The sequence below is a fragment of the Caldibacillus thermoamylovorans genome (assembly GCF_000751775.1).
GTDB classification, from domain to species: domain Bacteria; phylum Bacillota; class Bacilli; order Bacillales; family Caldibacillaceae; genus Caldifermentibacillus; species Caldifermentibacillus hisashii.
On record NZ_CCRF01000065.1, the window covers coordinates 24,473 to 42,600 of the forward strand.

Annotated in this window: 15 protein-coding genes; 2 read left to right on the plus strand and 13 right to left on the minus strand. The window is 38.2% G+C overall.

Annotated features, from left to right (window positions below; all coding sequences use genetic code 11):
- Positions 1–223 precede the first annotated feature (223 nt).
- The 4 genes from BT1A1_RS11340 to BT1A1_RS11355 all read right to left on the minus strand — a co-directional run bounded on the left by BT1A1_RS11340 (position 224) and on the right by BT1A1_RS11355 (position 5,884).
- Positions 224–736 carry an adenine phosphoribosyltransferase gene (locus BT1A1_RS11340; protein ID WP_034771317.1) on the minus strand — a complete coding sequence of 171 codons (513 nt, stop codon included), beginning with the start codon at positions 734–736 and terminating at the stop codon, positions 224–226.
- Positions 727–3,087: a single-stranded-DNA-specific exonuclease RecJ gene (gene recJ, locus BT1A1_RS11345; RefSeq protein ID WP_034771329.1), complete on the minus strand. Its 2,361-nt coding sequence runs from the start codon at positions 3,085–3,087 to the stop codon at positions 727–729. Before recJ ends, BT1A1_RS11340 begins: the two co-directional genes overlap by 10 nt.
- Positions 3,088–3,196: 109 nt before the next feature.
- Entirely contained in the window at positions 3,197–5,458 is a 2,262-nt protein-coding gene (gene secDF / locus BT1A1_RS11350) for a protein translocase subunit SecDF (protein WP_034771330.1), read from the minus strand.
- A 126-nt stretch (positions 5,459–5,584) separates the two neighbouring features.
- Positions 5,585–5,884 carry a post-transcriptional regulator gene (locus BT1A1_RS11355; RefSeq protein ID WP_034771331.1) on the minus strand — a complete coding sequence of 100 codons (300 nt, stop codon included), beginning with the start codon at positions 5,882–5,884 and terminating at the stop codon, positions 5,585–5,587.
- A 132-nt stretch (positions 5,885–6,016) separates the two neighbouring features.
- On the opposite strand from BT1A1_RS11355, the gene spoVB reads away from it, so the two are divergent.
- Positions 6,017–7,567 (plus strand): stage V sporulation protein B, encoded by a 1,551-nt coding sequence (gene spoVB, locus BT1A1_RS11360; protein ID WP_034771333.1) that lies wholly within the window; start codon positions 6,017–6,019, stop codon positions 7,565–7,567.
- 71 nt (positions 7,568–7,638) lie between these two features.
- Here the strand turns inward: spoVB and BT1A1_RS11365 are convergent, their stop codons facing one another.
- Positions 7,639–8,277, minus strand: a complete 639-nt coding sequence (locus tag BT1A1_RS11365) for a DUF421 domain-containing protein (protein WP_034771334.1) — start codon at positions 8,275–8,277, stop codon at positions 7,639–7,641.
- A gap of 163 nt (positions 8,278–8,440) precedes the next feature.
- Here BT1A1_RS11365 and BT1A1_RS11370 point away from each other — a divergent pair, with 163 nt between their 5' ends.
- Complete coding sequence (locus BT1A1_RS11370) at positions 8,441–8,830, plus strand: TIGR04086 family membrane protein (protein ID WP_330939316.1); 390 nt, start codon at positions 8,441–8,443, stop codon at positions 8,828–8,830.
- A 96-nt stretch (positions 8,831–8,926) separates the two neighbouring features.
- Here BT1A1_RS11370 and yajC read toward each other — a convergent pair whose 3' ends face one another.
- The 8 genes from yajC to hprK all read right to left on the minus strand — a co-directional run bounded on the left by yajC (position 8,927) and on the right by hprK (position 18,065).
- Positions 8,927–9,175: a preprotein translocase subunit YajC gene (gene yajC / locus BT1A1_RS11375; protein WP_034771409.1), complete on the minus strand. Its 249-nt coding sequence runs from the start codon at positions 9,173–9,175 to the stop codon at positions 8,927–8,929.
- Positions 9,176–9,220: 45 nt separating this feature from the next.
- Positions 9,221–10,360: a tRNA guanosine(34) transglycosylase Tgt gene (tgt, locus tag BT1A1_RS11380; protein WP_034771336.1), complete on the minus strand. Its 1,140-nt coding sequence runs from the start codon at positions 10,358–10,360 to the stop codon at positions 9,221–9,223.
- A 19-nt stretch (positions 10,361–10,379) separates the two neighbouring features.
- Positions 10,380–11,408 (minus strand): tRNA preQ1(34) S-adenosylmethionine ribosyltransferase-isomerase QueA, encoded by a 1,029-nt coding sequence (gene queA, locus BT1A1_RS11385; protein ID WP_034771337.1) that lies wholly within the window; start codon positions 11,406–11,408, stop codon positions 10,380–10,382.
- Positions 11,409–11,424: 16 nt separating this feature from the next.
- Positions 11,425–11,631: a DUF2905 domain-containing protein gene (locus BT1A1_RS11390; protein WP_034771339.1), complete on the minus strand. Its 207-nt coding sequence runs from the start codon at positions 11,629–11,631 to the stop codon at positions 11,425–11,427.
- Positions 11,628–12,629 (minus strand): Holliday junction branch migration DNA helicase RuvB, encoded by a 1,002-nt coding sequence (gene ruvB, locus BT1A1_RS11395; protein WP_034771341.1) that lies wholly within the window; start codon positions 12,627–12,629, stop codon positions 11,628–11,630. The genes BT1A1_RS11390 and ruvB overlap by 4 nt, the downstream gene beginning before the upstream one ends.
- Before the next feature lie 273 nt (positions 12,630–12,902).
- Positions 12,903–13,505, minus strand: coding sequence for a Holliday junction branch migration protein RuvA (gene ruvA, locus BT1A1_RS11400; protein ID WP_034771343.1), 603 nt, complete (start codon positions 13,503–13,505; stop codon positions 12,903–12,905).
- Between the two features lie 124 nt (positions 13,506–13,629).
- Complete coding sequence (adhE, locus tag BT1A1_RS11405) at positions 13,630–16,236, minus strand: bifunctional acetaldehyde-CoA/alcohol dehydrogenase (protein ID WP_051989112.1); 2,607 nt, start codon at positions 16,234–16,236, stop codon at positions 13,630–13,632.
- A gap of 899 nt (positions 16,237–17,135) precedes the next feature.
- Complete coding sequence (hprK, locus tag BT1A1_RS11415) at positions 17,136–18,065, minus strand: HPr(Ser) kinase/phosphatase (protein ID WP_034771352.1); 930 nt, start codon at positions 18,063–18,065, stop codon at positions 17,136–17,138.
- Positions 18,066–18,128 lie beyond the last annotated feature (63 nt).

Sequence of the window (18,128 nt, forward strand, 5' to 3'; positions counted from 1 at the left end):
AAATAGGGTATATTCATCCAAATGAAAGTTTGCACATTCATATTGATTGTTATTATTATTGATAATTATGGCGAAAAAGTAAAGCATTTTTATTTTTGTGTAGGTTAATATTTAATTTTCCAACAAAGAAGTGAATTCGATGCACCGAGGAATTTTATAATTTCTTATTTTGTTAAAAAATAGCTTGGCGAAAAAGCCAAGCCCCTCAAAAAAAAAAACAAAACTAGTATTGAATCAAAGTTTTTAAATCGATACCTGATAATTTTTCCCGACCGTTTAAATACGTTAATTCAATAAGAAATGCCGCACCAACTACGATTCCGCCTAATTGTTCAACCAATTTTTTGGTTGCTTCTATCGTCCCGCCAGTTGCCAATAAATCATCAATAATCAACACCCGTTGTCCGGGTTTTACCGCATCTTTATGAATGGTCAGGACATCCTTACCATATTCCAAGCCATATTCTACTTTAATGGTTTCCCGAGGAAGTTTCCCTTCTTTACGTACCGGTGCAAACCCAACGCCTAAAGCATAAGCAACTGGACAACCAATGATGAATCCGCGAGCTTCCGGACCGACGACAATGTCAATTTGTTTTTCTTTCGCATACTCAACAATTTGATCCGTTGCGTATTTAAACGCAGCTCCATCGGCCATTAACGGCGTAATGTCTTTAAAACTAATTCCTTTACTTGGCCAATCTTCAACTATCGCAATATATTTTTCTAAATCCATGCCTTTGCCTCCTTCATATTTGCGGTACCGATAAATCTATCGAGACTAATTTTTAATTGTTTATAGGATGAAAAGAGCAACTCTTTTTCCAATTGAATAATTTCTTGCCTTAATTGGTAAGTTTTCGATTCTGATAAATCTCGTTTTGACGGATCTTTTATAACTGAAAGAATCCCATTATCCATTGTAACAAAATTCAGTTCAAAAAACACCGTCAGCATAAATTTTAGTGTATGAAGTGACCATCCTTTATATTTCGCCAAATCAGCGCCATAACGCCGGAAATCAAACACACCTTTTTTACGCAAGAATGCATACATCCATTTGAAATGTTCTCTTGTCGGCATCGTATTTAAAAGTTCGATATCGTCTTGATAAAAATGAGCATAAATTCTTGCAACCTGCTTTCCTGCCAATAATGACTCTAATTGTTTTTTTGTTTGGGGTAAATCAATTAGAACAATGTTCATTCCGTCAATATCGCAATTTTTTGCTGAGGCTTCAGAATGGATGATTTCAAGACCGGCAGCGAACTCGGATAAATTCATTTGATTGACGGTTGATTCCCGAAACACAATTAGTTTACTGCTTTTTTCCGGTACTTGATGAATCCACTGGTCGATTCTTCGGTTTCCACGATAATCAAACAACTGCCATTCATCGATACAAATATCTTTCAATATAAACTGGGGCTTACTAACATGATTCCATTCATTAATCGCTAACTCTCCAATAACTGAAGCTTTCGATAATGGTGATATTTCATCGGCAAGATCCCCCATATGAAAACCGATACAATCAAGTTGAGCCGAGTCGTTTTCAATAATTGCTTTCAGATGATTTTTCTCTGCACCGACTTTTTTGATTTGTGGCAATTGAATATCATTTATTAAAAGCAATGGTTTTGGATTTTCTGTTCCAAAAGGCGCAAACTGAAGCAATTCTTTAACAGACTGTAAATGGATATCCTCTAATGGGATTACACCATCGACTTCAGTAACCGGGATAAAATCATCTTCATCTAATTGTTCTCTAGCCAACCGGTTCAACTGTTCCCGTAATTCCGGAACATCTGAAGTTCTCATGGTCAGGCCGGCAGCCATCGGGTGTCCGCCAAAATGCGGTAAAAGTTCTTTACATTGGAACAAATTTTGATACATATTAAATTTTGGAATACTTCTTGCTGACCCCTTAGCCAACCCGGTTGCTTGATCAAATGAAAAAACAATAACCGGCCGATAAAATTTTTCTACTAATCTAGAAGCAACAATGCCAATGACCCCTGCATGCCAGCCTTCCTTACCAACCACGATGACCTGATCGTTTATGTAATTCGATGATTGGGATATTTCCTCAATCGCTTCTACAGTTATTTTATCGACGATTTCTTGTCTTTCTTTATTGATTTCATTAATTTCATAGGCCAATTGTTCAGCCTCATCTTTATCATTTGCCAAGAATAAATCAACGACCATACCGGCATGGTATAATCTTCCGGGAGCGTTTATCCGCGGGGCTAGTCCAAAACTAATGGATTCTTCATTTAATTCTTGCTGATTGATTCCGGCCACCCGCATTAAAGCCTTTAAACCAGTATGATCCGACGATTGTAAAAGAGGTAATGCTTTTTTAACAATCAAGCGATTTTCATCTTTGAGAGGTACTAAATCAGCGATTGTTCCGATTGCGGCAAAAGGAAGCAATTCTTCCGGAACTTTCCCTAAAAGAGCCGTCGCCAATTTAAACGCGACACCGACACCGGCTAAATCTTTAAACGGGTAATTGGAATCCGCCCTCTTCGGATGAATAATAGCCAAACAATCCGGGAGTTCCGGACCGGGTTCGTGATGATCGGTGATGATTAAATCAATACCAATTTCTTTTGCCACTTTTGCTTCATGAATCCCGGCAATCCCGTTATCAACCGTGATAATTAAATGGTAACCGGATTCTTTCAGTGTTCGAAAGGCCTGTTCATTTGGACCATATCCTTCCGTGAAGCGATTTGGTATATAAAAATCGGCATCGGCACCGAGTTCACGTAATGTTTTCAATAATACATAAGTACTTGTTACTCCATCCGCATCATAGTCACCGTACACGACCATTCGCTCGCGGTTTCGAATTGCCTGAAAAATTCGTTCAACACATATATCCATATCATTGAGCAAAAAAGGATGGTGAAATTCTTCATCCGGATTTAAAAATTTCTTTACACTTTCAGCCGTATCTAAACCTCGATTGACTAATAAATTTGCTACTAGAGGTGTCAACTGCAGTTCATTCATTAATTGTTCCGCTTTTTGACGATTCCCTTCTCGAACCATCCAACGCGTCTTTGCTTGCAACATATTTCCTTTCACCTCTCAACTCATCTATTATACTAGAGGAATAGAAGTGAATCAATGAGAGGATTAGAAAAAAAACGCCCCTAAGATAGGAGCGAGTAAAATTCATTATTTACACAACCGGTTGATCGGAGTATTTTTTCTTTTCTTTATACGTAATCAATACACCTTTTTTCTTCAATTCTTTGCCTTTCCATACGAGCCATAATTGAGCGGCAATAAAGACCGAGGAATAAACCCCGACAATTAAGCCGACTAGCATGGCAAGGGAGAAGTTCCAAATTGCTTGACTACCCATTAATAATAAGAAAATGATCGGCAATAATGTCGAAAGTGAAGTATTAATGGAACGTGTCAACACTTGACGCAAGCTTTTATTAACAATCTCTTCCAATTCTTGATAAGTACGGATTCTCTTCTTTTTCTTCATATGATCGCGAATCCTGTCAAATGTAACAATCGTATCATTAATGGAAAACCCGATAATGGTTAAAACGGCCGCTACGAAATTGAGATCAACTTCAAGTCTCGAAATACTAAAGACTGCTACCATAAAGAACGAGTCATGGATTAATGCTAAGATCGCCGCTGTCCCCATTTTCCATTCAAAGCGGAATGCAGTATAAATGATGATTCCGGCTAATGAAATCAGCACAGCATAAATGGCATTTTTTACCAATTCCCGGCCAACTGTCGGAGTAACGACACTAACATTCGGATCGGCACCATATTTCTCATGGAAGTAATCTTTTAATTCATTGATTTCATTTTGAGATAAACTGCCTTTATAACGAGCGACGGCACTGTTGTTATTATCACCGGATAAAACAATATCATCCGTTTCAATATCAAATTTTGCTAATTCACTTTTTACTGTTTCTGTCGTTAAAGGTTTATCCGAGGATACTTCAATCCGGGTACCACTGGTAAAGTCAATGGACAAGTTTAACCGGAAGATAAGCAACATAACGATACCTAGTGCAAGTAAAACACCGGATAACGTAAAAAATACATTTTTTCGTTTTACAAAATCAATTTTATCAAAGCGAGTAGGAAGATCGACTGTTTCGACACCCTGTTTGATATCATGAACATCTTGTTTTTTTACACCAAACCAACCTAATTTATGGTTAAACCAATTGCTGTGAACAAGCAAACCCAATAAGAAACGGGATAAATATACAGCTGTGATGAAGCTGATTAACAAGCTGATAATGAGCATTGTTGCGAAGCCTTTGACAGAACTTTGTCCATAAATATATAGAACAACGGCTGCTATCAGTGTCGTAATTTGGGCGTCAAAGATCGTGACAAATGATGTTTTATTTGATTCTTTAAAAGCAGCTTGAAGGGAGCGTCCTACTTTAATCTCCTCTTTAAGTCGCTCGTATGCGATAATATTTGCATCGACCGCCATCCCAACACCTAATACAAATGCTGCAATACCCGGTAATGTCAAAACCGCATTAAGTCCATCATAAACAGCTAAAAGCAGCCAAATATAAACCGATAAGGCAATACAAGCAACCAGACCCGGCAAGCGGTAATAGACAATTAAGAAGAGGTAGATAGCAGCTATTCCAATAATTCCGGCTAATACGGTAGATTGTAAAGCATCAGAACCAAATTGGGCACCGACCGACGTAGAATAAATTTCCTTCAACTTAACAGGTAAAGCACCGGCATTTAATAGTTCAGCCAATGTTTTTGCCTCTTCTACAGTGAAATTCCCTGTAATTTCCACATCGCGACTATTGATAACCTTTGAAACCATCGGTGCAGAAATATATTTTGGATTTTTCTTTCCGGCCTCTTTTGCATAGGAGTCTTTATCTTCATCAAAATCAAGCCAAATAACCATAACGGAAGGGGTCTTTTCCATAGCTTTTTCTGTCGCCTTGGCAAATCGTGAAGCATCTTTCAATTTTAAGGTGACGTTCGGCTTGCCGTTTTGGTCATAGGATTGTTTTGCGCCTCCTTGGACAAGATCCGTACCATCAAGTAATTTATTATCTTCAGAGTCACGGAAAGATAACTCTGCCGTTGTGGATAACATTTCCCTTGCTTGTTTTTGATCCTTTATCCCTGCCAGTTGAACCCTGATACGATTTCCTTCTTCTACATCGATTCTCGGCTCACTGACACCTAAAGCATTAATCCGTTTACTCAGTGCTTCTGCTGTGCTGGCTAATGTAGCCTGAGTAATTTTATCCCCATCATTTACAGGTTTGACCTGGTAGAGTACTTCAAATCCACCTTGCAAGTCAAGTCCAAGCTTGATTCGGTTAAGAATGGGATTTGTCGTTGTACCAAGCAAGCTAGCAAATAAAATAAGAAGAAGAAAAAAAGCAATAATTCTGCTACGTTTAATCATTTGTTTAAAAATCCTCCCTTAAAGAGAACACCCATATTAGCTATGAAAAACGTTTTTATATGAGGTTTCAATATCATTTATTACCATGTACATTATGTTACATCCGTTACAAGCTGTCAATTTTTCCTATTTTTTCAATAATTCTTCTAGTTCACTCGCTCCCGCATCCGAGAACCAATCAGTTCCCTTTAAATGTTCAACGGTTTGAAAGGAAATAAAATCGCTAACCTTCACACTCAAAATATCGCGGACGATTTCATAAATATGTACATCTTCCCGCGGCTTTCTCCATTTTTTTGTAAGTAAAAAATTCCATAAATCATCTTCAGAAACTTGATCATAGTCAAAAACTTTAAATTCATCCAGCTTCGAACTCAAGACAACTGCAACATCTTCTCGATATTTTTCATAGAGATGAACAGTCAAAGTAATCCCCACCTTCTTCCAAATATAACGATTTGACAAGCAATGATTAAAATTGTTAGCAAGGTTGTCCACAAATTTGCATATATATCATTGTATAAAAAAAAATCCCATTTGAGAAGGCAGGGAACAAAAATGTCTAAATTTCTAAAAGGAACAATCATCCTCTTAGTTGCCGGTCTTATCACCCGAATGCTCGGATTCCTTAATCGGATTTTAATAGCAAGATTGATTGGTGAAGAGGGTGTAGGTTTATATATGATGGCTTACCCTACATTTTCTTTGGTTGTAACATTAACACAAGTGGGCTTACCGGTTGCCATTTCCAAACGGGTTGCAGAGGCGGACGCAAAGGGAGATTCGGCAAAGGTAAAGAAAATACTGGTTGTTTCGTTAATGACAACATTGACTTTATCGGTAATTTTTACACCGGTACTCTTTTTTGGTGCACCTATTTTAGCGAAAACTGTTTTTACCGATGCAAGAATTATTTATCCTATCCTTGCCATTAGTCCGGTCATCCCGATTATAGCCGTTAGCTCGGTAATTGCCGGATATTTTCAAGGGAAGCAAAATATGAAACCTTCCGCTTATTCGCTATTGATTGAACAAACGGTACGAATCATATTTATTATGATTTTAGCAAAAATGTTCTTACCTTATGGAATTGAGTATGCAGCATCAGCAGTTATGATCGCTACGGTAATCGGAGAACTAGTTTCTTTACTTTATTTATTAACGATGTTCAAAATTCGAAAACCGTTTCCATTACGAAAGAACTTTTTTAAAAGCTTGGGCAAAACAAAAACGATTTTTAAAGAATTAATGAGTATCGGCATACCAACGACCGGCAGCAGAATGATTGGTTCTGTTTCCTGGTTTTTAGAACCGATTGTTGTTACCCAAGCGTTAGCCATTGCCGGTGTAAGTGCCGTGATGGCGACAAAACAATACGGTGCTTTGACCGGATTTGCCATGCCGTTATTATTACTGCCTTCTTTTGTAACGATTGCCTTAAGTACTTCCCTTGTCCCTGCCATTAGTGAAGCGCATTCATTAAAACAATATGCAATGGTGGAGAAGCGGATCCAACAGGCATTGAAATTTTGTGTGTTAACAGGCGCGTTGCCGGTCATCATTTTACTTGTTCTTGCCGGTCCGTTAATGGAACTGTTATATAATTCTTTAAGCGGCGCATATTTTATTAAATTAATTGCTCCGTTCATCATATTGCAATATTTACAATCCCCTTTACAATCAGCACTTCAAGCATTAGATTTGGCTCGGGCAGCCATGATTAACAGTTTAATTGGTGCTGTAGTAAAGTTAATGCTCATTTTTACTCTTGCTTCCAATCCAAGCTTTGGTATTAATGGGGTTGCTATTGGCATTGTTGTTGGCTTTATACTGGTAACCTTACTTCATTATGCAACGATTTTAAAGGTGATCCCACTTACTTTTTATGCCGGTTACTATGCAAAAATTTTGATTACAACTATACTTACCGGTTTTGCCGGAAAGTATCTATATCCTATTTTTTCCGTACAACTGCCCTTACTATTTGCAATTTTTGCAACGGTTATCGTAATGTGCGGAATTTATTTCCTCTTCTTGTTATTTTTAAAAGTAATTAATAAAGGAGACATTCAAAAAGCAATCTCTTTAATCATCCCAAACAGAAAATAATGTTTTTAGCAATTCATTCAGAAAGAGTTAAAAAAGTGTAAGGTCCTTTTACGAAAGGGACCTTTGTATTATTAGTTATATTTATCAATATAAAGTTTGCCGTTTTCGTAACTGCAAAAAGATATTTCTTTTAGATTTTTAATTCCTCTTTTATTTAATTCATCGTATAACCATTCCTTATTCAAATTTAACTCTGATAATTTTTCTTCTTGCAGTTCTCCATCGATAATCAGTCCAACCGTGTAGCAGGTTTTATTTTTTTCCTTTTTTATGACAGATAGTTTCCCGGTTGGTTCCAAAATTGCATATTCAACATCGGAAATATAACGAATATTATTTTCTCTCAATTGCATGAGCAGATCGTCGAAATTGTATCTTTGTTTTTTCATTTGTTTTTCGAGTATTTTTCCGTCTTTTATTATAATTGAAGGTTCACCATCGACTAGCTTTCGGAAATTTCGACTTCTTAATGAAAGATGAGAAAAAATAATTTGAATGAGAACTAAAATTCCCATTGGTAAAATTGGTTTGAAAAAAGATTCATTGTATCTTTCAATGGCAATGACGGCAATATCAGCAATCATAATAAACACAACTAAATCGATAACACCCAGCTCACCAATTTCCCTTTTCCCCATCAAACGAAAAATGAGGATAATTAACAGATAAACAACAACTACTCGTAAAGAGATAATTCCATATATTTCCATATCATATCCCCCGTTTCTCTTCAAATTAGTTTTCCTTTGTTTTCATTCCTTATTCATTATTAATTGAGTTGAAAATTTAATAAAAGAGATTCTATTTTTGCCAAGCTCTGAATATGCTTGTACCAATATCAGTTTTAATGCCATGACTATGGGGGGACTATATGTGGATACAAGAAGATTAAGCAGTTCTGTATTTATTGGTTTAGGTGTTGTTTATGTGGTTGCCGCACTATTTAGCTTGATATTCTCATTAATTCTTAAGTTTTCATCGGTTCAAGAGGGACAACTTAGTTTAATAATTACAGTCATATCGTTTATTTCCTTATTTATTGGGGGTTTTGTTGCAGGCGGCCGTGGAAAGGAAAAAGGATGGCTACTGGGAGGGTTAACAGGAATATTATATACAGTGATTAATTTCTTGTTTCATTTTTTTGGATATGATTCCGTATTTAATATGGAACAAACAATCTATTATATTTGCTTTACGCTTACTGCTGTTATGGGGGGCATTCTCGGAGTAAATATGATGGGAAACCGTTCACGTCAAGCTTGATTTTGAGGATTAAATAAAATTCCGTTCTTTTTATCTTTGAAAAAAACCCAGCTCTTTTTATCGGGCTGGGTATTCAATCATCACGGAAAACATTTCTTACGATTTATTTGCTTTTTCTAACACATCACGAATAGCACTACGCTCGTATGTAAGACGACTGCCATCTCCACATTTAATAACGACTGTACTTTCATCAATGGAGTCGATAAAGCCATGGAGACCGCCAATAGTTACTATTTTATCCCCTTTTTCCAGACTTGCTTGCATTTGCTGTACTGCTTTTTGACGCTTTTGTTGAGGTCTGATTAACAGGAAATAAAAAATGACCAACATCAAAACTAACATGAGAATACTGTATGTTCCTTGACTCAATTTGTTACCTCCTCTCTATTAGAAATTTTTTGCATTAGGTTTATTAAACCCATATTGTTCAAAAAACTGTTCACGAAAGTCCATAAGACGATCTTCACGAATTGCTTGACGGACTTGCTCCATTAATTTTATCAGAAAATAGAGGTTATGATAAGTACAAAGTCGAAATCCTAATATTTCATTTGTATGAATTAAGTGGCGGATATAGGCACGACTGTAATTTCGACAAGCATAACAATCACAATGATCATCAAGCGGACCGAAGTCACGGGCATATTTGGCATTTTTCACAACAAGTCGGCCGGTTGATGTCATAACAGTACCGTTACGGGCAATCCTTGTTGGCAATACACAGTCAAACATATCAATCCCGCGAATGGCACCATCAATTAAGGAATCCGGTGAACCGACACCCATTAAATAGCGCGGTTTATCAGCCGGCAAAAGCGGTGTCGTAAATTCTAACATCCGGTTCATCGTCTCTTTTGGTTCCCCGACCGACAGCCCGCCAACTGCATAGCCCGGGAAATCAAGGGATACGAGATCTTCGGCACTTTGTTTTCGTAGGTCTTCATACTCACCGCCTTGAACGATCCCAAACAGTCCTTGATCTTTCGAGCGTTTATGTGCTTTCAAACAGCGCTCAGCCCATCGTGAAGTCCGCTCCACCGATTTTTTCATATAATCATATTCTGCCGGATAAGGTGGGCATTCGTCAAAAGCCATCATAATATCGGAACCGAGCGCATTTTGAACTTCCATCGATATTTCCGGAGATAAAAACAGCTTGTCCCCGTTCAAATGATTACGGAAATGGACACCTTCTTCTTCAATTTTTCGAAATTCACTTAAACTAAAAACTTGAAAACCGCCGGAATCAGTTAAAATAGCCTGATCCCAGTTCATGAATTGATGAAGTCCACCCGCTTCTTTCACAATATCATGCCCCGGCCGTAACCATAAATGATACGTATTACTTAAAATAACCCCGGCACCGATTTCCTTTAATTCTTCAGGCGACATTGTTTTTACCGTGGCCAATGTTCCAACCGGCATAAACATCGGTGTTTCATATGAACCATGTGGTGTATGCAAAATACCAAGTCTTGCACCTGTTTGTTTATCGGTTTTTATTAATTCATAACTTATGGCAGTCAAATCATGCTGCTCCTTTCTTTTAATGAATAAACATCGCATCGCCAAAGCTGAAAAAACGATAACGTTCCTTTACCGCAGTTTCGTAGGCATGCAAGATATGTTCTCTGCCGGCCAACGCACTGACAAGCATAATGAGCGTTGATTTTGGTAAATGGAAATTGGTAATTAAACAATCAATTGCCTTAAACTGAAACCCTGGATAAATAAAAATATCCGTCCAACCACTTTCGGCAACAAATGAACCATTATGGCGTGCAGCAATGGTTTCCAGAGTTCTTGTTGACGTTGTACCAACAGAAATAATCCGTCTGCCGTTTTTCTTCACTTCATTCAACAAGTTCGCTGTTTCCTCAGTCATATGATAAAATTCCGCATGCATTTCATGTTCTTCTATAGACTCAACATTGACCGGACGAAATGTCCCGAGACCGACATGTAGCGTAATAAACGCAATATGGACCCCTTTGTTTTTAATGTCCGCTAACAATTTTTCAGTAAAGTGAAGTCCCGCGGTTGGTGCTGCCGCAGAACCGATTTCCCGGGCATAGACGGTTTGATAGCGATCGGCATCATCCAGCCGTTTTTTAATATATGGAGGCAACGGCATTTCCCCTAATTCATCAAGAATCTCGTAAAAAATACCGTCATACTGAAATTCGAATATTCTGCCCCCATATTCTAATGTATCTATACATTTGGCATGTAATTTACCCCCGCCAAAACTGATGACTGTTCCCGGTTTAATCCGTTTGGCCGGCTTTACAAGCGTTTCCCATTTGTCCCCTTCAATTTGTTTCAGAAGCAATACTTCTACATGGGCATTTGTGTCTTCTTTCATTCCAAAAAGTCGTGCCGGCATCACTTTTGTATCATTTAATACGAGACAATCTCCCGGGTTCAAATAATGAATAATGTCGGAAAAAATTTTATGTTCAATTTCACCCGTTTGTTTATTCAATACCATTAAACGGCTTGCGGCCCGATCTTGTAAAGGTGTTTGGGCAATTAATTCATCCGGTAAATAATAATCAAAGTCTTCTAATTTCATTGTTTCCCACCAACTTCTATCTAAATCTGTTTATAATAAAAAAGATAAGCGAAAGGACGATACTTAATAATATCGAGGTCATAATTGGAAAATAAAAGGTTGTGTTACCTTTTTGAATGATAATATCACCGGGCAGCCTACCAATTTTAATAAACTGCATCAAGAAACCAACAAGAAAGATAATGCCTCCGATGGTCATCAACATTTTTGCCAGTCCTGTCATTTTTTCGGAACCTCCATGTGAAAATGTTCATATACAGCTCCAGTTACGACTCTTCCTCTCGGTGTCCTTTGTAAGAAGCCGATTTGTAATAAATAAGGCTCATAGACATCCTCGATCGTTTCAGCTTCTTCGCCGATTGTTGCCGCAATTGTATCCAATCCGACCGGTCCGCCGTTAAATTTTTCTATGATTCCTCGCAATAATTTATGGTCAATATGATCCAAACCCAATCGGTCAACTTGCAACAGGTCAAGTGCTTCATTGGCCAGTGCTCGTGTAATCGTACCGTCACCTTTCACTTGGGCAAAATCACGAACCCTGCGGAGTAACCGGTTTGCTATTCGAGGTGTCCCCCGGGAACGTAATGCAATTTCGTTCGCTGCCCCTTCATCAATTTCAGCATCCAATATTGAGGCGGTTCGAAAGACGATTTCGATTAACTGGTCAGGTTTATAATACTCTAATCTGCTTAAAACTCCAAATCGATCCCTTAGCGGTGCAGACAATGCCCCGGCCCGGGTTGTTGCTCCGACTAAAGTGAAGGGAGGCAAATCGATTCGAATCGAGCGAGCACCGGCACCTTTCCCAATCACAATATCCAAGCAAAAATCTTCCATTGCCGGATAAAGGACTTCTTCTATTGCACGATTAAGACGGTGAATTTCATCAATAAATAATACATCGCCGGGTTCAATGGCGGTTAATACGGCAGCAAGATCACCGGGCCGTTCAATGGCGGGACCTGATGTTGTCCGTAAGTTCCCCCCCATTTCATTGGCAATGATTGCTGCCAATGTTGTTTTCCCTAATCCCGGGGGACCATATAACAGGACATGGTCTAAAGTTTCCATTCTCATTTTCGCTGCTTCGATAAAAATTTTTAAGTTATTTTTCACCTGATCTTGTCCGATATATTGGTCAAACGAATGGGGGCGCAAATTTTGTTCCAAAGATAGATCCTCAAAATCGGCTTGATCGGATATAATTCGTTCTGTCATGACAATCCCCCTCTATATGGTGATGAAAAACTACTTCCTTTTGCGGAGTGGCGGCGATTCATTCGTACTCAACTATATATATGGTGAAAACTATTTCCTTTTGTAGAATGGCGGCAACCCATTCGTACTCCTCTAAATGGTGATGAAAAACTACTTCCTACTTGGGACTTAGTTCATTCCCCACCTATCTTTTATGTAAACTCGAAAAACTTGAGGTGAAGGTCCTACTACCCGTTAAGGTGGTAACGAAACTTTTCGTATACGGGTCCGTTTTTATAAATGGGACAGTTTCTTCAAAGCTAATTTTATATATTGATCCGTAGATAATTTTTCCGTATTTAACATTCCGGCGACCTTCCTGATTTCCTTGTTCGAATAGCCGAGCGCTTCAAGAGCCAACAATGCCTCCTTGAGTTCATGATTTTCCTCATCCATAACCTCGCTACCTCCTCCAGTATGATCGGGAAGGTCATCTAAAAATTCCTGCAGTTTCCCTTTCAGATCTAATATTATTTGTCTTGCCGTCTTTTTACCGACACCGGGAAAAGTGGTCAAGAACTTCTCGTTTTCTTGCTCGATAGCATGGGCAATCTGCTTCGGCTCTCCTGCTGCAAGGATGGCAAGTGCCCCTTTAGGTCCAATACCGGAAACATTAATCAATTTTGTAAAGAACTGTTTTTCCTCTAATGTTCGAAAACCGTATAAAATATGTGCATCGTCCCGTACATGAAAATATGTATATATTTTCTGTTTTGTTTGATCTTGACGAAAAATATACGGATTCGGTGTAAAAATTTGATAACCGATTCCATGATTTTCAACAACAATGTATTGCGGACTAATATATTCTACGGTTCCAACAATATATGCGTACACTTAATCCTCTCCCTTGCCTAACTGTCATACATTTTACCACAATTATAACAGTAAAGAGAAGAGGGACAGCCTCTTTCGAAAATGAATCCAAAAGAGATGTCCCTCTTACAAGATGGCGATTTAATTAAATCCCTTGATAGGCTTTGCGGATGATTTCTTCAATTTCTGTAATTAGCGGTAATTTCGGATTAGCATTTGTACATTGATCTTCAAATGCTTTGTCGGCAAGTTCCGTAATTTGTGCCTCTAATTCTTCTTCTTTTACCCCGTTTTCTTTCATACTCATCGGGATATTGATTCCTTTTGCTAATTTAATAATTTCATTGACTAAACTTTCGACCCCTTCTTCAGTGGTGCGAGCCGGTAATCCAAGAGCCTTTGCAATTTCCGCATAACGCTCATCGGCAATGAAATGTTCATATTTCGGGAATGTGGCAAATTTCGTTGGTTTTTGTGCATTGTAACGAATGACATGCGGCAGGAGAATCGCATTCATCCGTCCGTGTGGAATCCCGAACGCTCCGCCAAGTTTATGGGCAATACTATGATTTAAACCGAGGAATGCGTTTGAGAATGCCATCCCTGCAATTGTCGATGCATTATGCATTTTTTCCCTTGCCAGTTCATCGTTCCCGTTATGATAAGCTTTTGGTAAATATTCAAAAACGAGTTGAATAGCTTTAATGGCTAAGCCGTCTGTATAATCATTGGCCATATTTGATACATAGGCTTCAATCGCATGGGTCAAAACATCCATACCTGTGTCAGCCGTAATTGATTTTGGCATCGTCATCACAAAACTCGGGTCAATAATAGCCACATCCGGTGTTAATTCATAGTCTGCCAACGGATATTTTATATCGAGATCTTCATCCGTGATAACCGAAAATGAAGTAACTTCAGAACCGGTACCGGAAGTTGTCGGGATACAAACGAGTTTAGATTTCTTACCTAATTCAGGGAATTTGTAAACGCGTTTCCGGATATCCATGAATTTTTGTTTTGCGCCATTGAATTCAATTTCCGGATGTTCATAGAATAGCCACATCCCTTTCGCTGCATCGAGAACAGATCCTCCACCAACCGCGATAATAACATCCGGATGGAAATTAGCCATCGCTTCGACACCTTTCATCACCACTTCAACGGAAGGTTCGGTTTTTACATCCGAGAAAATTTCACTGTGGACATAATCCGGTCTTTTTCTTAAATAATACAATACTTTATCGACGTAACCGAGCCGGACCATATCTTTATCAGCCACGATAAATGCTCTTGAAATATCCGGCATTTTCGATAAATATTGAGTTGAATTTTTTTCAAAGTAAATTTTTGGTGGAATTTTAAACCATTGCATGTTAACACGCCTTTTTGCCATGATTTTTTTATTAACTAGGTGAAATGTACCAACGTTGGTTGATACGGAGTTCCCGCCATATGTTCCGCAACCTAATGTTAAAGATGGAATATAGGCATTATAAATATCACCAATTGCACCTTGGGATGATGGCTGGTTCACAATCACACGACCGGCTTTCATCTTTCTGCCGTATTCACGAATAACCTCTTCATTTTGGGAATGAATGACCGCTGAATGACCCATACCGTTGTAATGCAACATTTCTAAGGCCCGTTGAATGCCCTCTTTTGAATTTTCAACCTTAAAGCAAGCAAGTACCGGACTTAATTTTTCACCGGATAGCGGTTCTTCCGGTCCTACTTTCACCGTTTCGGCAAGAAGGATTTTTGTGTTTTCCGGTACGCTGACTCCGGCTGCTTCGGCGATTTTATTAGCAGATTGTCCCACGACGGCCGGATTGACGCCACCGGTTTCTCGCATCACATATTTTTCAACTTTTTTCTTTTCTTCTTCTGTTAAAAAATAGCAATTGTTGGCAATCAATTCTTGTTTAACGGCATCATAAACTTCTTCATCGATAATCACTGCTTGTTCAGATGCACAAATCATCCCGTTGTCGAACGTTTTTGATAAAATTAAATCGTTCACAGCCCGTTTGATCTTCGCTGATTTTTCAATATAACAAGGTACGTTACCCGGTCCAACGCCTAATGCCGGTTTTCCGGAACTGTAAGCGGCTTTTACCATTCCCGATCCACCTGTGGCAAGAATTAGGGAAATACCAGGGTGTTTCATTAAGTAATCAGTTTTTTCCATAGACGGTGCTTCAATCCATTGAATACAGTTTTCCGGTGCACCGGTACGAATCGCTGCTTCCAACAACACTTTTGCTGCTTCTTTACTTGATTGTTGCGCCGATGGATGGAATGCGAAAATAATCGGGTTTCTTGTTTTAATGGCAATTAGCGATTTAAACATCGTTGTTGATGTCGGATTTGTAACCGGAGTGACACCGGCAACAACACCGACTGGTTCAGCAATTTCTACAATGCCTTCATTGTCATCTTCCCGAATCACACCTACTGTTTTATCGTATTTGATGCCGTGGTAAATATATTCCGTTGCAAACAAGTTTTTGATGATTTTATCTTCATAAACACCGCGTTTCGTTTCTTCAATAGCTAATTTGGCCAGTCGCATATGCTCATTTAATCCTGCCAAAGCCATTTCCTTGACAATATTATCAATGGTTTCTTGATCGTAATCCATAAATGCTTCCAGCGCTTTCTGACCTTTAGCAACTAACTCATCCACTTCATTTCCGGTTGGATTCACCGTTTTTTCTTCTTTTACCAATGTTTTTGTACTCATGTTAAAGGCCTCCTATCATTTTTTATTTTTGTGCGGGATAAAGTGAAACTTCCATCAGTGGGGTTAACATCCCCCCACTGATGGTTAGTTGAACCAATCGGGCACTTACGGGCACTTATCTTCCTCCTTTACATCTTTGATTTTCCTTAAGCCACTGAGGAAGATTTAGTGTCCGTTTGTGCGGGATAAAGTGTGCACCTATAGGACAAATTATGTCCCATATAGACATTTTTTGTCCCTATTTTACAAAAAATCACTTGTTGAAAAATCTTTTCCTACTTTTTTAGTTGAATTAATCTTCATCATTTCTTTGATGAAGACCGATAACAAGTTTAGTGACATCCTTGTTATCTAAGTTCATTATATAAACAAAAAGGATAATAATCAATATCAATGTGAAGTTTTTCACAAATTATTCGCAAGGACTTTTCGTAAAATTGATTGTAATCGTTCACATCTTGTTGAAAGCGCTATTATGAAACAACTCCGTTCACAAATTCTTAATAATCAATATGATTCAGTAAAAATCCGGACACATTTTCAGGGGGTTTTTAAAGATTTTTCATTATTTGAAAAGTGAAGTGCTTTGTCGACTATTTTCAAGATACCAACTATGATGGTTGTGAACTTTCGCTAAACCTTAAAAACGTCGGCAAAAAGGGAACTTCCCTCAAATCGGTGACGAGATTGGGACTCGTAGGCAAAAATAAGGCTCTCACAAAATCGGTGACGGGATTAGGAATCGTCGACAAAAATAAGATCTCCGCACTCAAATTTGCCGACGAGACCATTCCCGCCTCAAAATGGTAATAACAATGGGTTTCGGCAATTTATTGGTTTTCCAAGGTGCGAAACTCAAGTGAAATTTATTAGCACATAATTTTCTTTACATTTATTACCTATTCGTTTTCTTGATCCTTCAATTCGTTCTGTATTCGTTCAAAAAACTCCTCTGCGGCATTATACCCTTGCTGAAATAAATACCAATTCGTGCAAGCAGCCTCCACTAAACCAGCCACATCCCGACCAGGTTGCAATTGGATTTCAATATGGGGAATTTTCACACCTAAATAGTCTTTATAAGTCAATTCCGGTTCCAGTTGATTATTTAATTCATTGTCTTCCCAACGGCACAATTCAATATCGATAGCGATTCTAGTTTCTTCCTGAAATGCTTTTCTTCCATAAATTTTGGCTATATTTAAAAGACCAATACTACGGAGGGCCAAAAATTCTTTGTTTGTCCGATTATGGGTTCCGAGAAGCGTTTTGGAACTTATTTTTTTCAACACAACAATATCATCAGCAACTAAACGATGACCTCGGCCAATAAGAGTATGAGCTGTTTCACTTTTTCCGATTCCGGATTTTCCCCGTAATAAAATTCCTACGCCATAAACATTTAAACACACACCATGAATGGCAATCTCAGGTGCTAATTTATTTTTTAAATAATTGTTCAGATTATCAATAAACTCTGAGCTTTTCTCATTTGTTCTTAATAACGGGATTCTTTCCTCTTTACAATATTGTTTTAAATACGTTAAGCCTTCTTGGCCGGCTGTGACAATAAAGCAAGGTGGATGGTATTTGACAACATTACCAATATGGTATCTCCGTTCTTCATCAGTTAATTTATGTAAATAAGTAATCTCCTTTTTGCCTAATATTTGAATTTGTTCCATTGGAAAATAATCAAAATAGCCGATAAACTCCAGTCCAGGTCGATGGGTTCTTGGCTGTGATATTTTCCGGTTTAAATAATCTTTCCCTTCCAAAACTTCCAAAGAAAATTCTTGGACCAATTTTTCAATCGAAATGGTTTTCACTCATTCAGCATTCCTTCCATAATACATTTCCAATTCATCTTGTAAAAATACTACAATAGAAAT